Source organism: Geobacter sp. (assembly GCA_009684525.1).
In the GTDB taxonomy this organism is placed as follows: Bacteria; Desulfobacterota; Desulfuromonadia; order Geobacterales; family DSM-12255; genus Geoanaerobacter.
This window is the reverse complement of the sequence record WKKR01000002.1, coordinates 21,954-38,659: the sequence shown is the minus strand read 5'-3', so window position 1 is coordinate 38,659 and position 16,706 is coordinate 21,954. Positions and strand designations below refer to the sequence as shown.

Genomic DNA, 16,706 nt, shown 5'->3' with positions numbered 1-16,706 from the left:
GCGGATGTTATTTGCCCACATGCACGGCAGCGGGGAGGATCTCCTCGTGGGTGCCGGCATGATGGCTGTTATCTGCGGTCTTGTGGCCACTGCCCGCATGCTTCGGATTGGGGAGGACCGGGAAGAGCTTGACCAGCACCTGGTACCCCAACAGTTCCAGGGCGATGACGCCGACGGTGATCATCAGTTCGGCGATGGAGGGGAAGTAGTGCCAGCCCTGGCCGGGGTTGAAGCCGATCAGGTAGACGTTGAAGCGGTAGAGCCCGCCCCCCAGGATGATCATGGCCGCGGTGATGAAGAGCCAGCGCGGGGAGCGGCGCATCCTGCTGCTGAAGAGGATGATGGAGCCGCCCGCCACCAGCAGGAATTCCAGGAGGAAGAAGCAGGAGTAGAAGTCCAGCTTGATTGCGGCGCCGAGCTGGCCGCGGTAGGCCAGGTCGCCGACCCGCACCGAAAGCCAGATCACCGTCAGCCAGGGGATGATGCGCGACAGCCCCGACAGCTCGTTCAGCTCGATCTCCCGCTTGAAGGCGTTAGAGGAGATGATCGATTCCAGGATGACAATGGAGTAGCCGATGTAGATGCAGTTGATCAGGAACAGAAGCGGCAGGAAGCCGGTATGCCAGAGCGGGTGGAGCTTGGTGGCCGCGATCAGGAGCAGCGAGCCGAGGGACGACTGGTGCATGGTCGGGAGGGTAATGCCGAGGACGATGAAGAAGACCAGAACCTTGTCGAGCCGCGGCCTGAGCCACGCAGCGGACGACCTGACCCACTCCAGGCCCGAGGCGAGCCTGGCCTCGTCGGGAGTCAGCCGGGGATGGAGCCAGTCGGCGACCTTGCGCAGCGTCACACCCTTGCTGTTCTCCAGCGACCAGAGCACTGCCGGCAGGAACTCGATGATGAGGACCAGGGTGTAGGTCATGACGCAGAGCGCCACCTCGAACATGGCCGAGTTGATCTGCCAGCGCGACGGGATGAAGAAGCCGTAGGAGTTCCAGTAGCGCCCCAGGTCGACGACCACCGAGAAGCCGGCCAGGCCGTAGCCGAACAGCGAGGTAAGGAGCGCCGAACGGATCAGGGGGTGGAACTTCCAGTTGTTGCGGATATAGATCAGGATGGCGACGGCGTAGCCGCCGCAGGCGATGGCGGTCCCGGTTGCCACGTCGTAGGCGATCCAGATCCCCCAGGGGTAGCCGTCGCTCATGTTGGAGACGGCGCCGATCCCCTTGACGTAGCGGACGCCGATGAAAAAGAAGCCGATCACCACCAGGGTGAGCATGACAAAGAACGATCTGGTGAAGATCTTCCCTTCGAGTTTTATGAATTCATCATGATGTCCGGCCATTACTTGTCGTCCTCCCCGTTTCCGTTACTGTCCTGCCGTTTCTGGTTTTTCAGGGCGATGAAACAGAGGGTGCTGTAGAGCGCCACCGGCGCCACGAATCCCTTGTAGATGGTATGCTGGATCTTTTCCGAGAATTCGGCCGGCGCATCCTGCGGCACGATGGGGAGTCCCAGCTTGTGGAACGGCACCGCGGCCAGGTAGAGGTGGTTGGTCCCTCCCAGCTCGAATTCGCCGTAGACATGGTGGATGTAGCGGCCGGGATTGTCACGCAGCCGGGCATGGGCGATATCCAGCAGTTCCCGCCGCTTGCCGAAGGAGATGGCACCCACCGGGCAGGTCTGGGCACAGGCGGTGATCCCCTTTTCCTTGAGATTGGTGTTTTTGCACAGGTCGCACTTGACGATCTGGGGCAGGGTCTTTTCCCACTGGAACTTGGGGATGTTGAAGGAGCAGCCGACCTGGCAGTAGCGGCAGCCGATGCAGGTGTCCTTGTTGTAGTCGACGATACCGGTGACCTTGTCCTTGGTCATGGCGCTGACCGGGCAGACCGAGACGCATGACGGCTTCTGGCAGTGCATGCAGGAGTACTTGATGTACGACCACTCCTTGTCCGATTCCTTGTAGAGCTTGATCAGCGTCCGCGTGCTGCCGGAGAGGTCCTGGGGGGCATCCCAGAGGCCGTCCGGGTCGAAGGGGGCCTTTTCAAAGGCGAGGCTGCCGAAGTCGCCGTTGACCCGCTTGCAGGCGGTCATGCAGGCCTTGCAGCCGACGCACATGGTGGCGTCGTAGAGCATGCCGAGCGCCTCGTTGTTGACCGGCGGCTGTTCGGATGCATGGGACAATCCGGTGGTGCTCGCCACGAGCGCCGCACCGCCGAAGCCGATGGTTTTGAGAAAGCTCCTGCGACTTTGCTTACTCATCCTTCTTCTCCTGTGAATCGCCGTCCTTGGGGAGTTTTTTCGCCAGCATGGCCCCGGCGCCGAGGGCCGCCCCGGCTGCCAGTCCAAGAATGCCGGTGGTGAGCGGATCGGCGCCTTTTCCCTTGTCCTTCATGTTGACCGGTGCGTAGGTATCGGGTGGGGTCGGCAGATGGATCTGGACCTTTTCGGCGATCGCCTTCTTGAACAGGATATCGGGCTCGGTGCAGCCGATGCAGGGGTGGCCGATGGAGACCGGCCAGACTCCCACGTCGTTGAACCGCTGTACCGAGCAGTTGGCAAAGGTTTCCGGCCCCTTGCACCCCAGTTTGTAGAGGCAGTGCCCTTCCCGGTGGTCGTTGTCGCCATAGGCAGTGGCAAAGCGGCCGGCATCGAAGTGGGGCCTCCGCTCGCAGTGCTCATGGATCTTGCGGCCATAGGCGAACTTGGGGCGACCCAGCGCATCCAGCTCCGGCAGGCGCTTGAAGGTCAGGTAGTACATGACCGTGGAGAGGAAGTTGTAGGGATTGGGGGGGCAGCCGGGGATATTGATGATCGGCTTGTCCTTGACGATGTCCCTGACGCCGACGGCGCCGGTGGGGTTGGGGGAGACCGACTGGATGCCGCCGTAGCCGGCGCAGGTGCCGATGGGGATGATGGCTGCCGCCCCTTCCGCCGCGGTCCGCAGCGATTCCAGCGCGGTCTTGCCGGAAACCTTGCAGTAGATGCCGTTGTCCTTGGTCGGGATCGCCCCCTCGACCACCAGCAGGTATTTCCCTTTGTTGGCGGCCATGGAGTCGTGCAGCGACTTCTCCGCCTGGTGACCGGAGCCGATCATCAGGGTCTCGTGGTAATCCAGGGAGATCATGTCCAGGATCAGCGAGGTGATGGTCGGGTGGCTGGAGCGGAGCAGCGACTCGGAGCAGCCGGTGCATTCCTGGAAGTGCAACCAGATCACCGCAGGGTTCTGGTTGGTCTCCAGCGCCTCGGCAACCTTGGCATGCATGCCGAACGGCAGGCCCATCATGGCGGTTGCCGTCACGCAGGTCTTGATGAAATCCCGGCGGGTTACGCCGGCGCAGAAAAATTCGTCGTCTTTCTTCATGATCCTCCCTTTCCGTATGGTGCTGTCAGCCTGATCAAAGGCATGTATACTGCACTTCCGTAGCAGCCTGCCCTCGTATACAGCAACTGCCTTGCCAAGACGCCGGGACGATTCCTTTTTTATTATAATGCTCTAACTGTCAGGAATTATTGGTACGGCAGCAGGGGGGCAACATCGGTGAAAATGGGGAGGGATTATCGGCTTGCGTAGTTTTGTCCGGCTGTGTATCATTTTGTCCATGTGTGCGGTAAGGTATGGGAACGGTGGACGAATCAGGGGGAGAACCCGAAGCGGGGAGACCGCCCGGCAGGGGCTGCACCCCTGAAATTGACCGGAAACGGTGCGAGGGACCATGGCGAAGCCGAAGATCCTGATATGCGACGACGAAACGGAGATCCTCCGCTATCTGAAAAAGATGCTGGAAGGGCAGGGTTTCGGCGTGGAGACCTTCACGTCCGGCAAAATCCTGTTGCAGCGGCTGGAGAGTGCGGTCAGCGCCGACCTGCTGCTGCAGGACGTGCGGATGCCCGACATGGACGGCATTGAGGTGTTCAGGCAGGTGAAACTTTTGCGGCCCGATCTGCCGGTGGTCATCATGACCGCCTACGGCTCCATCGATGCGGCGGTGGAGGCGATCAAGCTGGGGGCCTACGATTACATCACCAAGCCCTTCCCGAGGGAAAAGATCCTGGGGGTGCTGGACAACCTGCTGGAGCGGGAGCATCTGCGCAAGGAAAACCGGCACCTGCGGGAGGAACTGCATGGCGGACAATCCGACACCATGGTGTTTCGCAGCCGGAAATTCCAGGAGGTGTACGATCTGACCTTGCAGGTGGCGGCGAGTGACAGCAACATCCTGATCCTGGGAGAGTCAGGAACCGGCAAGGAGCTCATTGCCGCGACCATCCATCAGAACAGCCCACGCCGAAGAGGCCTGTTTTTCTCCATCAACTGTGCGGCACTGACCGAAACCCTCCTGGAGAGCCAGCTGTTCGGGCATGTCCGCGGTGCCTTTACCGGGGCATTCGCGGCCCAGAAGGGGATGCTGGAGGAGGCGGACGGCGGCACCCTCTTTCTGGACGAGGTGGGGGATATGAGCCTGACCGTGCAGGCCAAGCTCCTGCGTGTCATCCAGGAGCGGGAATTCATCCCGGTGGGGAGTACCAGGCCCAAATCGGTGGATATCCGCTTTGTGGCCGCCACCAACAAGGACCTGGAGGCAGAGATCAGGCAGGGGCGATTCCGCGAGGATTTTTTCTACCGGCTCAATGTCATTACCATCAATCTGCCCCCTCTCCGCGAGCGGCCCGAGGATATCGAGCCGCTGGCCCGGCATTTCCTGGCCCGCTTCAGCACCCGCATGAAAAAGGAGGTTACCGGTATCAGCGACGAAGCACTCCGCCTGCTGGTCGGCTACCACTGGCCGGGTAATGCCAGGGAACTGGAAAACGTCATGGAGCGGGCGGTCATCCTGGCACGCAGCACCAGCATCACCCCCGAGATACTGCCGATCTGGAATGCGGCCGCGGCGCCGCAGCCTGCGGCACAGAGCGGTGCGGTATCGCTCGAAGCGCTGGAGCGCGAGCATATCCGGCAGGTGCTGGAGACCAACCAGTATCACAAGAGCCGCTCTGCCGAGCTGCTCGGCATCTCGCGCAAGACCCTGGACCGCAAGATTGCCGAGTACGGGCTAGTCCTGCCCCGGCAGTCGGCATGAGCAGAGGGGAGTCCCGTCACTGATGCAGCGCCGCCGCTTTCCCATCCGGGTCAAACTGACCATTGCCACTCTCCTGCCCCTTTTGATTGCCATCCTGATCTGCAGCCTGTTGGGTTTCTCCATTCTGATCGCCAAAATTGGCAGCCAGGCGCAGGAAAAGGTGCGCAACGACCTCAATGCCGCCCGTGAAATCTACCTGAATGAGATCGATCATGTCCGCGACGTGGTCAAGTTTACCGCCGGTGCCTCCTACACGGCTGAAGCCTTAAGCGGTAAAAGCCGGCGGGAGATAGCCGAGATCCTCGTGCCGCTCCTGAAGAGCGAGCAACTGCATGTCATTACGGCGGTCGATGCCGCCGGAACCGTTCTGTTCCGCGCCCGCAACCCCGAGGTCTATGGCGACGACCGCTCCCGGGACTTCCTGGTGAAGCGGGCCTTGGTCGGGGAACTGACTGCCGGGACCGCGGTCTTTTCTGCGCAGCAGCTCGCCATGGAAGGTGAGGACCTGGCCGGCCAGGCAAAGGTGGCAGCAGTGCTGACTCCCCATGCCACGCCGCTCCGTGCCGCTGTGGAAGACGCCGGCATGCTGCTGATGGCGTCGGCTCCCATTCGGGACCGGTCGGGGACCGTGGTCGGGGCGTTGTACGGTGGCGTACTCCTGAACAACAACAACGACCTGGTGGACAGGATCAAAAAGGTGGTCTACGAAGGGGTCAAGCATGAGGGGAAAGACGTGGGTGGCGCCACCATCTTTCTCAACGACCTGCGCATCGCCACCAACATCATGGATACGGAGAATCGCCGGGCCATCGGCACCAAGCTGTCGGAGGAGGTCTACGACAAGGTCGTGCTGAAGAAGGAGAAATGGGTCGGCCGCGCCTTCGTGGTGAACGACTGGTATTTCAGCGCCTATGAACCGATCATCTCGCTGGAGGGGGCTCCGGTTGGCGCCCTCTATGTCGGCATGCTGGAAAAGCCCTACACGCGGCTCAGGTTCACCATGAGCCTGCTGGTCGGGGGGGTTCTCATGCTCGGGTCATTGATGGGGATCTTTGTTTCCAGGGTTGCCAGCTCCAAGCTTGCCCGCCCCATCAAGGAACTGGAGTCGCTGGCCCGTCGAGTGGCTGCCGGGGAGCGTGGCGTGCGGATCGAGAGCAGCAGCAACGATGAGATCGGTGACCTGGGTGAGGAGTTCAACCGGATGTCGGCGGCGCTTACCCTGCAGGAGGAGGAGATCAGGGGGCTGAACCGCGATCTGGAGCACAAGGTACTGCTCCGCACGGCCGAGCTGGAGGAGAAGAACCGGTTGTTGGTCCAGACGCAGCAGGAGCTGCTCCGGGTCGAAAAGCTCGCTGCCATCGGCGAGCTCGCCGCCGGCGTGGCCCACGAGATCAACAATCCGCTCGCCATCATCCGCGGCAACGCGGAACTCCTGCAGTTGGCCCTCCCCGAGGAATCACCTTCCCAGGAAGAGGTCGGGATCATTACCCGGCAGGTGGGGAGGGTGGAACGGATCGTCGCCAACCTGCTCCGTTTCGCCCGCCGGGAACACAAGGTGCTCGGCCGGGCGGCGATCAACGGCATCCTGGACGAGATTGTCGGGCAGGTGGGGCACCAGATCCCGCTGACCGGGATCACCGTGGAGAAGCAGTATCGCTCGGGCTACCTGGAGATCGATGCCGATGCGGACCAGTTGCGGCAGGTGTTCACCAACCTGGTGCTCAATGCCATTCAGGCCATGCCGCAGGGGGGGATTCTGACGGTCTCCAGCCGGGCCATGCCGGCCGAGGGGATGTGCGAGGTGACAGTTGCCGATACCGGGGCCGGTATCGCCGCAGAGCAGATGGGACAGATCTTCAACCCGTTTTTCACCACCCGCGCCGACGGCACGGGCCTGGGGCTATCGGTTTCCTACGGCATCATCAAGGATCATGGCGGGAATATCGCGGTGGAGAGTTCTCCCGGCGTCGGGACACTGTTCCGGGTCACTCTGCCGCTTTCGTAGCGGCCGCTCCTTCAGCAGGTTGTTGAAAACCTTAGGTTGTTCAAAAACGGTCAGATCGTCGCACCCGCAGAAAGCCCCGCGGAGGCGTAGTACCCACTGGGCATAAACAGCGCTACGCCGCACAAGGCGGCTTTCGAGGACGGCGGCGAGATGGCTGTTTTTCAACAACCTACTAGTCGGGCGGGGCCAGGGCGGCCTCGACGGTTGCCGACAGCGGGCTTTCCTGCAGTTGGCCGTTGTTGTCGACCACGATGCCGGCGGCATAGAGGTATGTTTCGCCCCGCGTGAGGCCGGAGTCATCGTGGCTTGGGGTGGCGAGCATCGCGCCAGTGAGGGGGATGAGGGGAAGTCGCTCTCCCTTGCGGCTGCGGTAGAAGGTGAAGCCTGCGGGGCTTTTCCCTTGGGGCAGGCTGCCGGCGTCGCAGACCAGCCGGATGGCGGTGGGAGAGGGGACTACCGTCAAACGGGGCTGCGGTAGCGGCGGCTGCACGCGGTAGCTGACCGGCGCAGAGCTCAGGCCTGCGTCACCGTCGCGGTTGACTGCCGTAATCCGGTACTGGTAGGCGGTTCCCAGCTTCGCTGTGCCGTCGATGACAAAGAGCCGGTCTCCCGCGCGCTCCACCCCTTGCAGGTATTCCAGATCCACATTCTTCAAGAGTTTCCAGGCATCGGGGCATTCGGTGCACTCCTGCGCCGGGGGGAGCACCTCGTGCCGCATGATACGGAACCCCGCCAGGTCGGTCAGCTTGCCGCCCCCCTCCTGCCGGCCGGGGAGCGTCCAGGAGAGCTGCAGGGCATCCCCCCGCTGCAGCGCCTGCAGGTCGGTCACCCGTGCCGGCACCAGCCCTTCCGGAGCCATCAGCGCACCCTTGCGGCCGCAGGCGGCAACAAGGAGCAGCAGCAGGGCGATGCCGAGAAGTCGTCTCATTTGCCCGCCTTCAGGCGCTCGATCTCTGCTTTCACCCGCTCCTCGGCAGTTCCGCCGGTTGCCTTGCGGGCATTGACGCTCGCCTCCAGGGTGATGCAGTCGAAGATGTCCTCCTCGAACCGGCCGGAAAAGAGCTGCCATTCTGCCAGCGACAGCTCCTTCAGCTCCATCTCGTTTTCCACGCAGTACTGCACGGTACGCCCCACCACTTCGTGGGCATCGCGGAACGGCAGCCCCTTGCGGACCAAATAGTCGGCGACGTCGGTGGCGGTGGAGAACCCCTTGGCCGCTGCTGCCCGCATGTTCGGCACATTCACCCGCATCTCGCGGATCATGTCGGCAAAGATCTTCAGGCTCCCCTTGACCGTATCGATGGTGTCGAAGAGCGGCTCCTTGTCTTCCTGCATATCCTTGTTGTAGGCCAGCGGCAGCCCCTTCATCACTGTCAGGAGCGCCATCAGGTTGCCGTAGACCCGGCCGGTCTTGCCCCGCACCAGTTCCGGGACGTCCGGGTTCTTCTTCTGGGGCATGATGGAGGAACCGGTGCAGAAGGCGTCGGAGAGCTCGACGAACTTGAATTCGCTGGTGGACCAGAGGACCAGCTCCTCGGAGAAGCGGGAGAGGTGCATCATGACGATCGAGCCGGCGGAGAGGAACTCAAGGGCGAAATCCCGGTCGGAGACCGAATCGAGGGAGTTGCGGGTGACCTCGGGGAAATCGAGGAGTTCCGCCACGTGCTCCCGGTCGATGGGAAAGGTGGTTCCGGCCAGGGCGCCTGCCCCCAGCGGCAGGACATTGACCCGCTTGAGGCAGTCGTCCAGCCGCCCCTTGTCCCGCTTGAACATCTCCACGTAGGCGAGCAGGTGGTGCGAAAAGAGGATCGGCTGGGCGGTCTGGAGGTGGGTGTAGCCTGGCATCAGCACTCCCAGGTTTGCCTCGGCCTGGCAGATCAGGGCGTCGATCAGGAGGTCAAGGTAGGCGGTGATCGCCACGATCTCGTCCCGCAGGTAGAGACGGATGTCCAGCGCCACCTGGTCGTTGCGCGAACGGCCGGTATGGAGCCGTTTCCCGGCCTCGCCGATCTTTGCGGAGAGCCTGGACTCGATATTCATATGGATATCTTCCAGGGAGATGGAAAAATCAAAGGTGCCCGCCTCGATCTGCAGGAGGATCTCCTGCAGCCCCTTTTCGATGGCGAGCACATCCTCCATGGGGATGATCCCCTGCTTGCCGAGCATGGTGGCATGGGCGATGGAGCCGCGGATGTCCTGGTGGTACAGGCGCTTGTCAAAGTCGATGGAGGCGGTGAAGACTTCAACGAACTTGTCGGTCGGCTGGGTGAAGCGCCCCCCCCAGAGTTTGTCCTTGCTCATGATGAAAGCTCCTTCTGCGATGCGTGAGTGGTTTCTGCGGCGAGTTCCTCGCCGGGGAGTTTTTCCCATCTGCCGTCCTCTGTCCAGCGCATGATGCTGTGGACCTTCAGCGGCACCCGCGAGGTGCGGGGGTCGATCTCGTGGTGCAGCGGCAGGTTGAAGTAGTAGAGCCGGGTCTCGCTGCCGAAACGGAGCCGGCAGACCGGGGCGCCGCTGAAGTCGTCGGTGCGGAACTCCCTGCTGCTTATCTTTGCCAGCCGGTGATGGCGGTTGATGATCACGTAGGAATGGCCATGGCCCGGTACTGCCCGCTCACCTTCGAGCATGGTCTCGTCCGAGGTATTGCCGAAGACGGTCACGGTTTCACGGACGCCGGGTAAGTCTTCCAGGTATTCGCCGTAGAAGCCTGAGATCACCTCCCGGTAGGATGCGTGTTCGGGTTTCGGGTTGCACTGGATGATGAAGAGGGTATCCAGCCCCTGCCGGGTGGTGAAAAAGAGCTGGTTGGCGTGGTCGATGATCTGCTTGATGTTGGAGGCGTAGATGTCGCGATAGAGGTAGTCGAGGCAGATCAAGGCCATGAAGTTGAAGCAGGAGGGACGGGCGCGGAAGAGATAGAAGTGCCGTCCCCGGTAGAGGTCGTGGTGCTTGTCCAGAAACTCCTCGCCATGGAAGGGGTGCGATTTCGCTTCGAGGAAGACCCGCAGTTTGCCGCTGGCCTCCTTGATCGCTATGCAGCACCAGTTCACCGGCATCTCCAGCACGTCGCCCGACGAGATATCACGGTCGACGCATTCGATGGCCTCGGCATTATCCTCCCGGAAGCGTTCCAGGAGCTCGCGGTAGACCTTGAGCGGGACGTGCTCGATGCCGAACATGGTGACCGTGTTCGGTCTGAAGCCTTGGTCGATGGTGTTAAGCAGGTCATCGAAGCGGGCAAAGGGGATGGAGGTTTCCGGCAGCATGAGGAAATGGAGTTTTTTCAGGTTTCCTTCGCCGTCGGAGATCAGATCGAGGATGACCTTGACCTGATTCCATTTTTCCTCGGGGTCGGTGATGACGAAGCCGTTTTCGACCCGCTGCAGATGATTGGGGATCTGGGCGATCAGGCAGTGCAGGTGATGGCCGAGGGGATACTCCAGGTTGACCTTCTTGTCGATGATCTGCACCATAACGTGTCACCTGTCGTCGAGTCGGCGATGCTGGGGGAAGAGCTTGCCGAGAATGAACCTGGTGCCGTCCGGCATCTTGTAGTCGGCCAGCACCTCTTTGGTCAACCAGCGGGCCTCTTCGACCTCGTCGGGATTGAAGTTAATGTCGCAGTAGAGGGGGCGGCAGAGGTAGTAGAGGATGATGAAATGGTAGTTGTCCTCGCCCGGCGTGACATGCTCGAAGACATCCAGCAGGTCCTCCACCTCCACCCGCAGCCCCACCTCCTCCATCACCTCGCGCTGGAGCGCCGCGATGATCGGCTCACCCAGGTCGATCTTGCCACCGGGCATGACCCATTCACCCTGGAAGGGGGGGACGCTCCGCTTGGTAAGGAGGACCTCGCCGTCGTCGTTGAGGATGACCGCAACTACCGAAGTGACGATATGGTCTTTTTTGAAGGTTGGTTTGGACATGGAAAATATACAAGGGACACGGCAAGCCGTGTCCCTGTAGATAATACTCCGAAGATCGGGATTGGAAAGCCTATTTCTTCTGGTTGGCCTGCATCAGCGCCCGGATCCGGAGGCGCAGGGAGTTGATCTTGATGAAGCCGGTGGCGTCGGCCTGGTTGAAGACCTGGTCCTTCTCGAAGGTGGCGAAGTCGAGGTTGAAGAGGGAGTTGGTCTCGGACTTGCGGCCGACGGTGCGGCAGTGCCCCTTGTAGAGCTTGAGCCGGGCCACGCCGTTGACGCACTTCTGGGAGTCGTCGATGAGGACCTGGAGCATCTCCCGCTCCGGGGAGAACCAGTAACCGGAATAGACCTGGCGAGCATATTCGGGGATCAGGGAGTCGCGGATCCGCATTACCTCGCGGTCCATGGTGATCTGCTCCACCGCCGAGTGGGCTTCGCGCAGGATGGTGCCGCCGGGGGTCTCGTAGACGCCGCGGGACTTCATCCCCACGGAGCGGTTCTCCAGGAGGTCGACCCGGCCGATGCCGTGCTCGCCGCCGATGTAGTTGAGGTGGGCCAGGAGCTGGGCCGGCGACATCTTCTCGCCGTCCACGGCAACGGCGTTGCCGTTCCTGAACTCGATCTCCACGAACTGCGGCTTGTTGGGCGCCTTTTCCGGGGCCTTGGTCAGGACGAACATGTTCTCGGGCGGCTCGGCCCAGGTATCCTCCAGTATGCCCCCCTCGAAGGAGATGTGGAGGATGTTGCGGTCAGAGGACCAGGGGCGCTTCTTGGTGACCGGGATCGGGATGCCGTTCTTCTTGGCATAGTTGACCAGGGCCTGGCGGCTGTTCAGCTTCCAGTCGCGCCAGGGCGCGACGACCGTGATGGCCGGATTGTAGTGATAGTAGGCGAGCTCGAAGCGGACCTGGTCGTTCCCCTTGCCCGTGGCGCCGTGGGAGACCGCGTCGGCACCCTCGATGGCGGCGATCTCCATCTGCCGCTTGGCGATCAGCGGCCGGGCGATGGAGGTGCCGAGCAGGTAGTGCCCCTCGTAGATGGCATTGGCCCGGAACATGGGGTAGACGAAGTCCCGGACGAACTCCTCTTTCAGGTCGTCGATGTAGACCTTGTCGGCGCCGGTGGCCAGGGCCTTGTCGCGGATGGGGGCGAGTTCGTCGCCCTGGCCCAGGTCGGCGGAAAAGGCGATAACCTCGCAGCCGTACTCGTTCTTCAGCCACTTGAGGATGATGGAGGTGTCCAGTCCGCCGGAATAGGCGAGGACGATCTTTTTCACGTCTTTCTTGGCCATTTTGCTCTCCTTATGTTGTATGACTGAACGTCATGTGAGCGTCGATTTTGTGTCAGATCAAGGCGCCCGAAGGAACCCGCGGAGGCGTGGCAGCGCCACGTCGCACAAAGAGTTCTTGAAGGGCAACGCCGAGCTGGCGCAAAAGCGGCGCTCACTATTTCATCAATGTTGCCATGATCGCCTTCTGCACATGCAGCCTGTTTTCCGCCTCGTCCCAGACCACCGACCGGGGGCCTTCGATGACCGAGTCGGTGATCTCCTCGCCGCGGTGGGCAGGGAGGCAGTGGAGGACCAGGCAGTCCGGCCTGGCCAGGCCGACCAGGGCGTCGTCCAGGCAGTAGCCGGCAAATGCCTTGGCCCGCTCCTGCTGTTCCGCTTCCTGCCCCATGCTGGCCCAGACGTCGGTGTTGAGCACGTCTGCACCGGCCACGGCCTCGCGGGGATCGTTAGTGAGGACCAGCTTCGCCCCCATGCCGCGTGCCCAGGCAAGAACCCCGGCGTCCGGCTCGTACCCCGTGGGGCAGGCCAGCCGCAACTCGAAACCGAGCAGTGCCGCTGCTTCGATCCAGGTGTTGGCCATGTTGTTGCCGTCGCCGACCCAGGCGTAGACGAGCCCGTCGTAGCGGCCCTTCTGCTCGATGACGGTGAAGAGGTCGGCCATGATCTGGCAGGGGTGGAACAGGTCGGTCAGGCCGTTGATGACCGGCACGGAGGAGTAGCGGGCGAATTCCTCCACGATCTCCTGGCCAAAGGTACGGATCATTACGCCGTCGCAGTAGCGGGACATGACCCGGGCCGTATCCTTGATCGGCTCGCCGCGCCCCATCTGGGAGGTGCCGGAGGAGATGAAGAGCGGGTGGGCGCCGAGCTGGTAGACCCCCACCTCGAAGGAGACCCTGGTCCGGGTGGACGATTTCTCGAAGATGAGTGCCACATTCTTCCCTTTCAGGAGGTGGTGCTCGATCCCCTGCTTCTGTTTGGCCTTCAGCTCGGCCGTGAGGGCGAAGAGCGCATCCAGTTCCGCTTTGGCGTACTGATTGAGGGCGAGAAAATGACGCGTCATGGCTGCACCTCCGCAAGAATTCCGGCCAGGATGCCGATCATTTCGTCGACCTCCTGCTTGGTCACCACCAGCGGCGGGACGAAACGGAGCACGCTGTCGTGGGTCACGTTGAGGAGCAGACCCCGCTCGTGTCCCTTCGCGACGATGTCGGCTCCCGGCACGGTGAGCCCCATGCCGATCATCAGGCCGATACCCCGGACGTCGGTGATGACGGAGAAGCGCTTCTTGAGCCCTTCCAGTTCGCCCAGGAGATATTCGCCCATCTCTTCGGCCCGGTTGAGCAGGCCGTCTTCGAGGATCGTCCTGACTGCGGCGATGCCGGCGGCCGTCACCAGGGGGTTACCGCCGAAGGTGGAACCGTGGGTGCCGGGGGTGAAGGCGGCGGCGACCTCATCCCGTGCCAGCATCGTGCCGATGGGAGCCCCGCCGGCCAGTGCCTTGGCCAGGGTCATGATGTCGGGGGTGACGCCGAAATGCTCGTAGGCGAACAGCTTGCCGGTCCTCCCCATGCCGACCTGCACCTCGTCGAAGATCAGGAGCAGGTTGTTGCGGTCGCAGATCTCCCGCACCGCCTGGAAGTAGCCGGAGTCGGGAACGTTGACCCCTCCTTCGCCCTGGATCGGCTCCAGCATCACGGCGCAGGTGGTGGGGGTGACGGCGCTTGCCAGGGCAGCAGCATCGTTGAAGGGGACATGCTGGAAGCCGTGCAGCAGGGGGTCGAAGAATTTCTGCACCTTTGCTTGGCCCGTGGCGGAAACCGTTGCCATGGTCCGGCCGTGGAACGAATCGGTGGCGGTGATGATCCCGTAGCGCTCCGGGTTGTCGTAGGTGTCCCGGCTGTATTTGCGGGCGAGCTTGATGGCGGCCTCGTTGGCCTCGGCGCCGCTGTTGCAGAAAAATGCCTTGTCGGCAAAGGAGTGGGTACAGAGGAGTTCGGCCAGCTCGATCTGGTTCGGGATCTGGTAGTAGTTGGAACAGTGGATCAGGGTTGCGGCCTGCTCCTGGATCGCCTTTACCACGGCGGGATGGCAGTGTCCAAGGCTGTTCACCGCAACGCCGGCCAGGAAGTCCAGGTAGCGCTTGCCATCGGCATCCCAGAGGATGGAACCTTCTCCCCGCACCGGAACGATCGGATATCGGCCGTAGGTCTTCATGATGTACTTGTCGGATTTTTCAATCCATTGGGCTCCGTTCATTTCCGTATCTCCGTACCGACGCCGACATCGGTGAATATCTCCAGCAGCACTGCATGCAATACCCGGCCATCGATGATGTGGGCCTTCTTGACCCCCTCGTTCAGCGCGTCGACGCAGCAGCTGACCTTGGGGATCATGCCGCCGGTGATGACACCGCTGTCAATGAGGTTCGGCACGTCGTCCAGCTCGATGCTGGAGAGCAGGCTCCCCCGGTTGTCCTTCACCCCTTCCACGTCGGTGAGCAGGATCAGTTTTTCCGCCTTCAGCGCCCCGGCCACCCGGCCCGCCACAAGGTCGGCATTGATGTTGTAGCTCTCGCCAGCCGCACCGACCCCGACCGGAGCGATCACCGGGATGAACTTCCCGTGCTCCAGGGTCTGGATCAGTTCCTGGTTGACCTTTACCACGTTGCCGACGTAGCCGATGTCGACCATCTCGGTCGTGCCGTCTTCCCCCTTCACCTCCTGGAGCATCTTTTCGCAGAGGAGCAGGGTGCCGTCCTTGCCGGAAAGCCCCACGGCGCGGCCACCGTGCTGGTTCAGGTAGCCGACGACCTCCTTGTTCACCTGGCCGACCAGCACCATTTCCACCACGGCCATGGTCTGGGCGTCGGTGACGCGCATGCCGCGCACGAATTCGGAGACGATGCCGTACCGCTTCAGGGTTTCGTTGATCTGCGGCCCGCCGCCATGGACGATGACCGCGTTGATCCCCAGGGATTTAAGCAGTATGACGTCGAGGGCGAAGGATTCCTTGAGCGCTTCGTCGGCCATGGCATGGCCGCCGTACTTGATGACCACGGTCTTGCCGGAAAAACGCCGGATATAGGGGAGTGCCTCCATGAGGGTGGAGGCCTTCTCGATGAGGTGCTGCATGGGATAGCTCCGCCTTGTGCAGTGGGTGCCGAGTCGAAAGGTGCTACTATAGCAGAAGACGAGGAATAATCAACACGAAAGAGGGTACAGAGCGGTTCGGCACGGGGGGTGAGAGGCTCAGGCCGTGGCAAGGGGGATGGTGATAACCACCCGCGTCCCCAGCCCCGGTTCGCTGTCGATACTGATGGTCCCGCCGTGCAGTCGGATGAATTCCCGGGCATAGTAGAGCCCGAGGCCGAATCCACGGACCTGGCCCGTCTGGGCAGGATCGATCTGGTAGAATTTTTCGAAGATCTTGGGGAGGTTCTCCCTGGAGATGCCGATGCCGTTGTCGAGAACCTGGATGACCGCCTGCCCCTGCTGCTCCTTGAGGCTGACGCTGACCGTGCCGGTGTCGCCGATGAATTTGTAGGCGTTTTCCAGTACCTGGCAGATGGCAAAGGCGATCTTCTCACGGTCGACAGTGGTTGGCGGCAGCGAGTCGAGGTTGAGATCGGTCTGGATGCCGGATTTGCCGACTACTTCGCGGGATTCGGCCAGCGCCTGCATGATCAGGGCGGAGAGGTCGCACAGCTCCAACCTGAGCCCTTCGTCGTTCGCCATGACCTTGCTGAAGGTGAGGAGTTCCGCAACGAGCCGTTCCAGGTAGCAGGACTCGTTGTAGACCATCCGGATGCTCTGCTCGAATGAGGGATCGCTGGTATCGTAGAGCCCGTTTGCCATGTTCTGCAGGAAGAGGGAGATGGCGGTGATGGGGGTCCGGAATTTATGGGAGATGAGCGACAGGAAGTTCGTCTTGAGCCGATCCAGGCTCCTGAGGCTGGCCAGCTCTTCCTTGAGCTCCTTTTTCACCAGCGCCTTGTCGACGGCAGTCTTGAGCTGCAAGAGATTCAAGGGCTTGGCGATGAAGTCGTCAGCATCGGCCTTGAGGGCGTTGAGGATGATCTCTTTTTCGGCAAAGCCGGTCATGATGATCACGACCAGGGTCGGATCGATCTCCTTGGCCTTTTTCAGGAGGTCGATGCCGTTCATCCTGGGCATCATCACGTCGGTGAGGATGACATCGATCCCCCCCTTTTCGAAGAGCCCCAGGGCTTCGTCGCCGTCCCCCGCCTCGAAAACCCGGTAGCCCTTGAGCGCCTTGCTGCAGAGGTCGCGGATGATCGCCTCGTCATCGACGATGAGGATGGTCTTGGTCTGCTGGTCGTTGCCACCAAGCAGGGCGCTGGTCGGAGTCATGCTGCTCCTCTCGTGCGGGCCGGGAAT

The 16,706-nt window shown here is 62.0% G+C and carries 14 protein-coding genes; 2 read left to right on the top strand and 12 right to left on the bottom strand.

Going from position 1 to position 16,706, the window contains the following annotated elements; genetic code table 11:
• Window positions 1-7: 7 nt before the first annotated feature.
• From hybB to GJT30_06475, 3 genes are read right to left on the bottom strand one after another with little or no spacing between them, the layout of a single operon-like run.
• Window positions 8-1,345, bottom strand: a complete 1,338-nt coding sequence (gene hybB, locus GJT30_06485; protein MSM39250.1) for a Ni/Fe-hydrogenase cytochrome b subunit — start codon at window positions 1,343-1,345, stop codon at window positions 8-10.
• Window positions 1,345-2,265, bottom strand: a complete 921-nt coding sequence (gene hybA / locus GJT30_06480; protein MSM39249.1) for a hydrogenase 2 operon protein HybA — start codon at window positions 2,263-2,265, stop codon at window positions 1,345-1,347. The genes hybB and hybA overlap by 1 nt, the downstream gene beginning before the upstream one ends.
• Window positions 2,258-3,367, bottom strand: a complete 1,110-nt coding sequence (locus tag GJT30_06475; GenBank protein MSM39248.1) for a hydrogenase small subunit — start codon at window positions 3,365-3,367, stop codon at window positions 2,258-2,260. Before GJT30_06475 ends, hybA begins: the two co-directional genes overlap by 8 nt.
• A gap of 352 nt (window positions 3,368-3,719) precedes the next feature.
• Between GJT30_06475 and GJT30_06470 the strand changes: the two genes are divergently transcribed.
• Both GJT30_06470 and GJT30_06465 read left to right on the top strand, forming a co-directional pair.
• Window positions 3,720-5,084 carry a response regulator gene (locus GJT30_06470; GenBank protein ID MSM39247.1) on the top strand — a complete coding sequence of 455 codons (1,365 nt, stop codon included), beginning with the start codon at window positions 3,720-3,722 and terminating at the stop codon, window positions 5,082-5,084.
• 22 nt (window positions 5,085-5,106) lie between these two features.
• Window positions 5,107-7,089, top strand: a complete 1,983-nt coding sequence (locus GJT30_06465) for a HAMP domain-containing protein (protein MSM39246.1) — start codon at window positions 5,107-5,109, stop codon at window positions 7,087-7,089.
• Window positions 7,090-7,261: 172 nt separating this feature from the next.
• On the opposite strand, the gene GJT30_06460 is transcribed toward GJT30_06465, so the two are convergent.
• From GJT30_06460 to GJT30_06420, 9 genes are all read right to left on the bottom strand, one after another.
• A complete protein-coding gene (locus tag GJT30_06460) occupies window positions 7,262-8,017 on the bottom strand; it encodes a fibronectin type III domain-containing protein (protein ID MSM39245.1) in 756 nt (251 codons plus the stop codon).
• Window positions 8,014-9,390, bottom strand: coding sequence for an argininosuccinate lyase (gene argH, locus GJT30_06455; protein MSM39244.1), 1,377 nt, complete (start codon window positions 9,388-9,390; stop codon window positions 8,014-8,016). The genes GJT30_06460 and argH overlap by 4 nt, the downstream gene beginning before the upstream one ends.
• A complete protein-coding gene (locus GJT30_06450) occupies window positions 9,387-10,562 on the bottom strand; it encodes a hypothetical protein (protein MSM39243.1) in 1,176 nt (391 codons plus the stop codon). The genes argH and GJT30_06450 overlap by 4 nt, the downstream gene beginning before the upstream one ends.
• Before the next feature lie 6 nt (window positions 10,563-10,568).
• Entirely contained in the window at window positions 10,569-11,015 is a 447-nt protein-coding gene (locus GJT30_06445; GenBank protein MSM39242.1) for an NUDIX domain-containing protein, read from the bottom strand.
• Between the two features lie 70 nt (window positions 11,016-11,085).
• Window positions 11,086-12,306 carry an argininosuccinate synthase gene (locus GJT30_06440; protein ID MSM39241.1) on the bottom strand — a complete coding sequence of 407 codons (1,221 nt, stop codon included), beginning with the start codon at window positions 12,304-12,306 and terminating at the stop codon, window positions 11,086-11,088.
• Window positions 12,307-12,460: 154 nt separating this feature from the next.
• Window positions 12,461-13,369, bottom strand: coding sequence for an ornithine carbamoyltransferase (argF, locus tag GJT30_06435; protein ID MSM39240.1), 909 nt, complete (start codon window positions 13,367-13,369; stop codon window positions 12,461-12,463).
• Window positions 13,366-14,565 (bottom strand): acetylornithine transaminase, encoded by a 1,200-nt coding sequence (locus GJT30_06430; GenBank protein ID MSM39239.1) that lies wholly within the window; start codon window positions 14,563-14,565, stop codon window positions 13,366-13,368. The genes argF and GJT30_06430 overlap by 4 nt, the downstream gene beginning before the upstream one ends.
• Window positions 14,562-15,440 carry an acetylglutamate kinase gene (gene argB, locus GJT30_06425; GenBank protein MSM39238.1) on the bottom strand — a complete coding sequence of 293 codons (879 nt, stop codon included), beginning with the start codon at window positions 15,438-15,440 and terminating at the stop codon, window positions 14,562-14,564. The genes GJT30_06430 and argB overlap by 4 nt, the downstream gene beginning before the upstream one ends.
• A 117-nt stretch (window positions 15,441-15,557) precedes the next feature.
• Entirely contained in the window at window positions 15,558-16,679 is a 1,122-nt protein-coding gene (locus GJT30_06420) for a response regulator (GenBank protein ID MSM39237.1), read from the bottom strand.
• Between the last annotated feature and the right edge of the window lie 27 nt (window positions 16,680-16,706).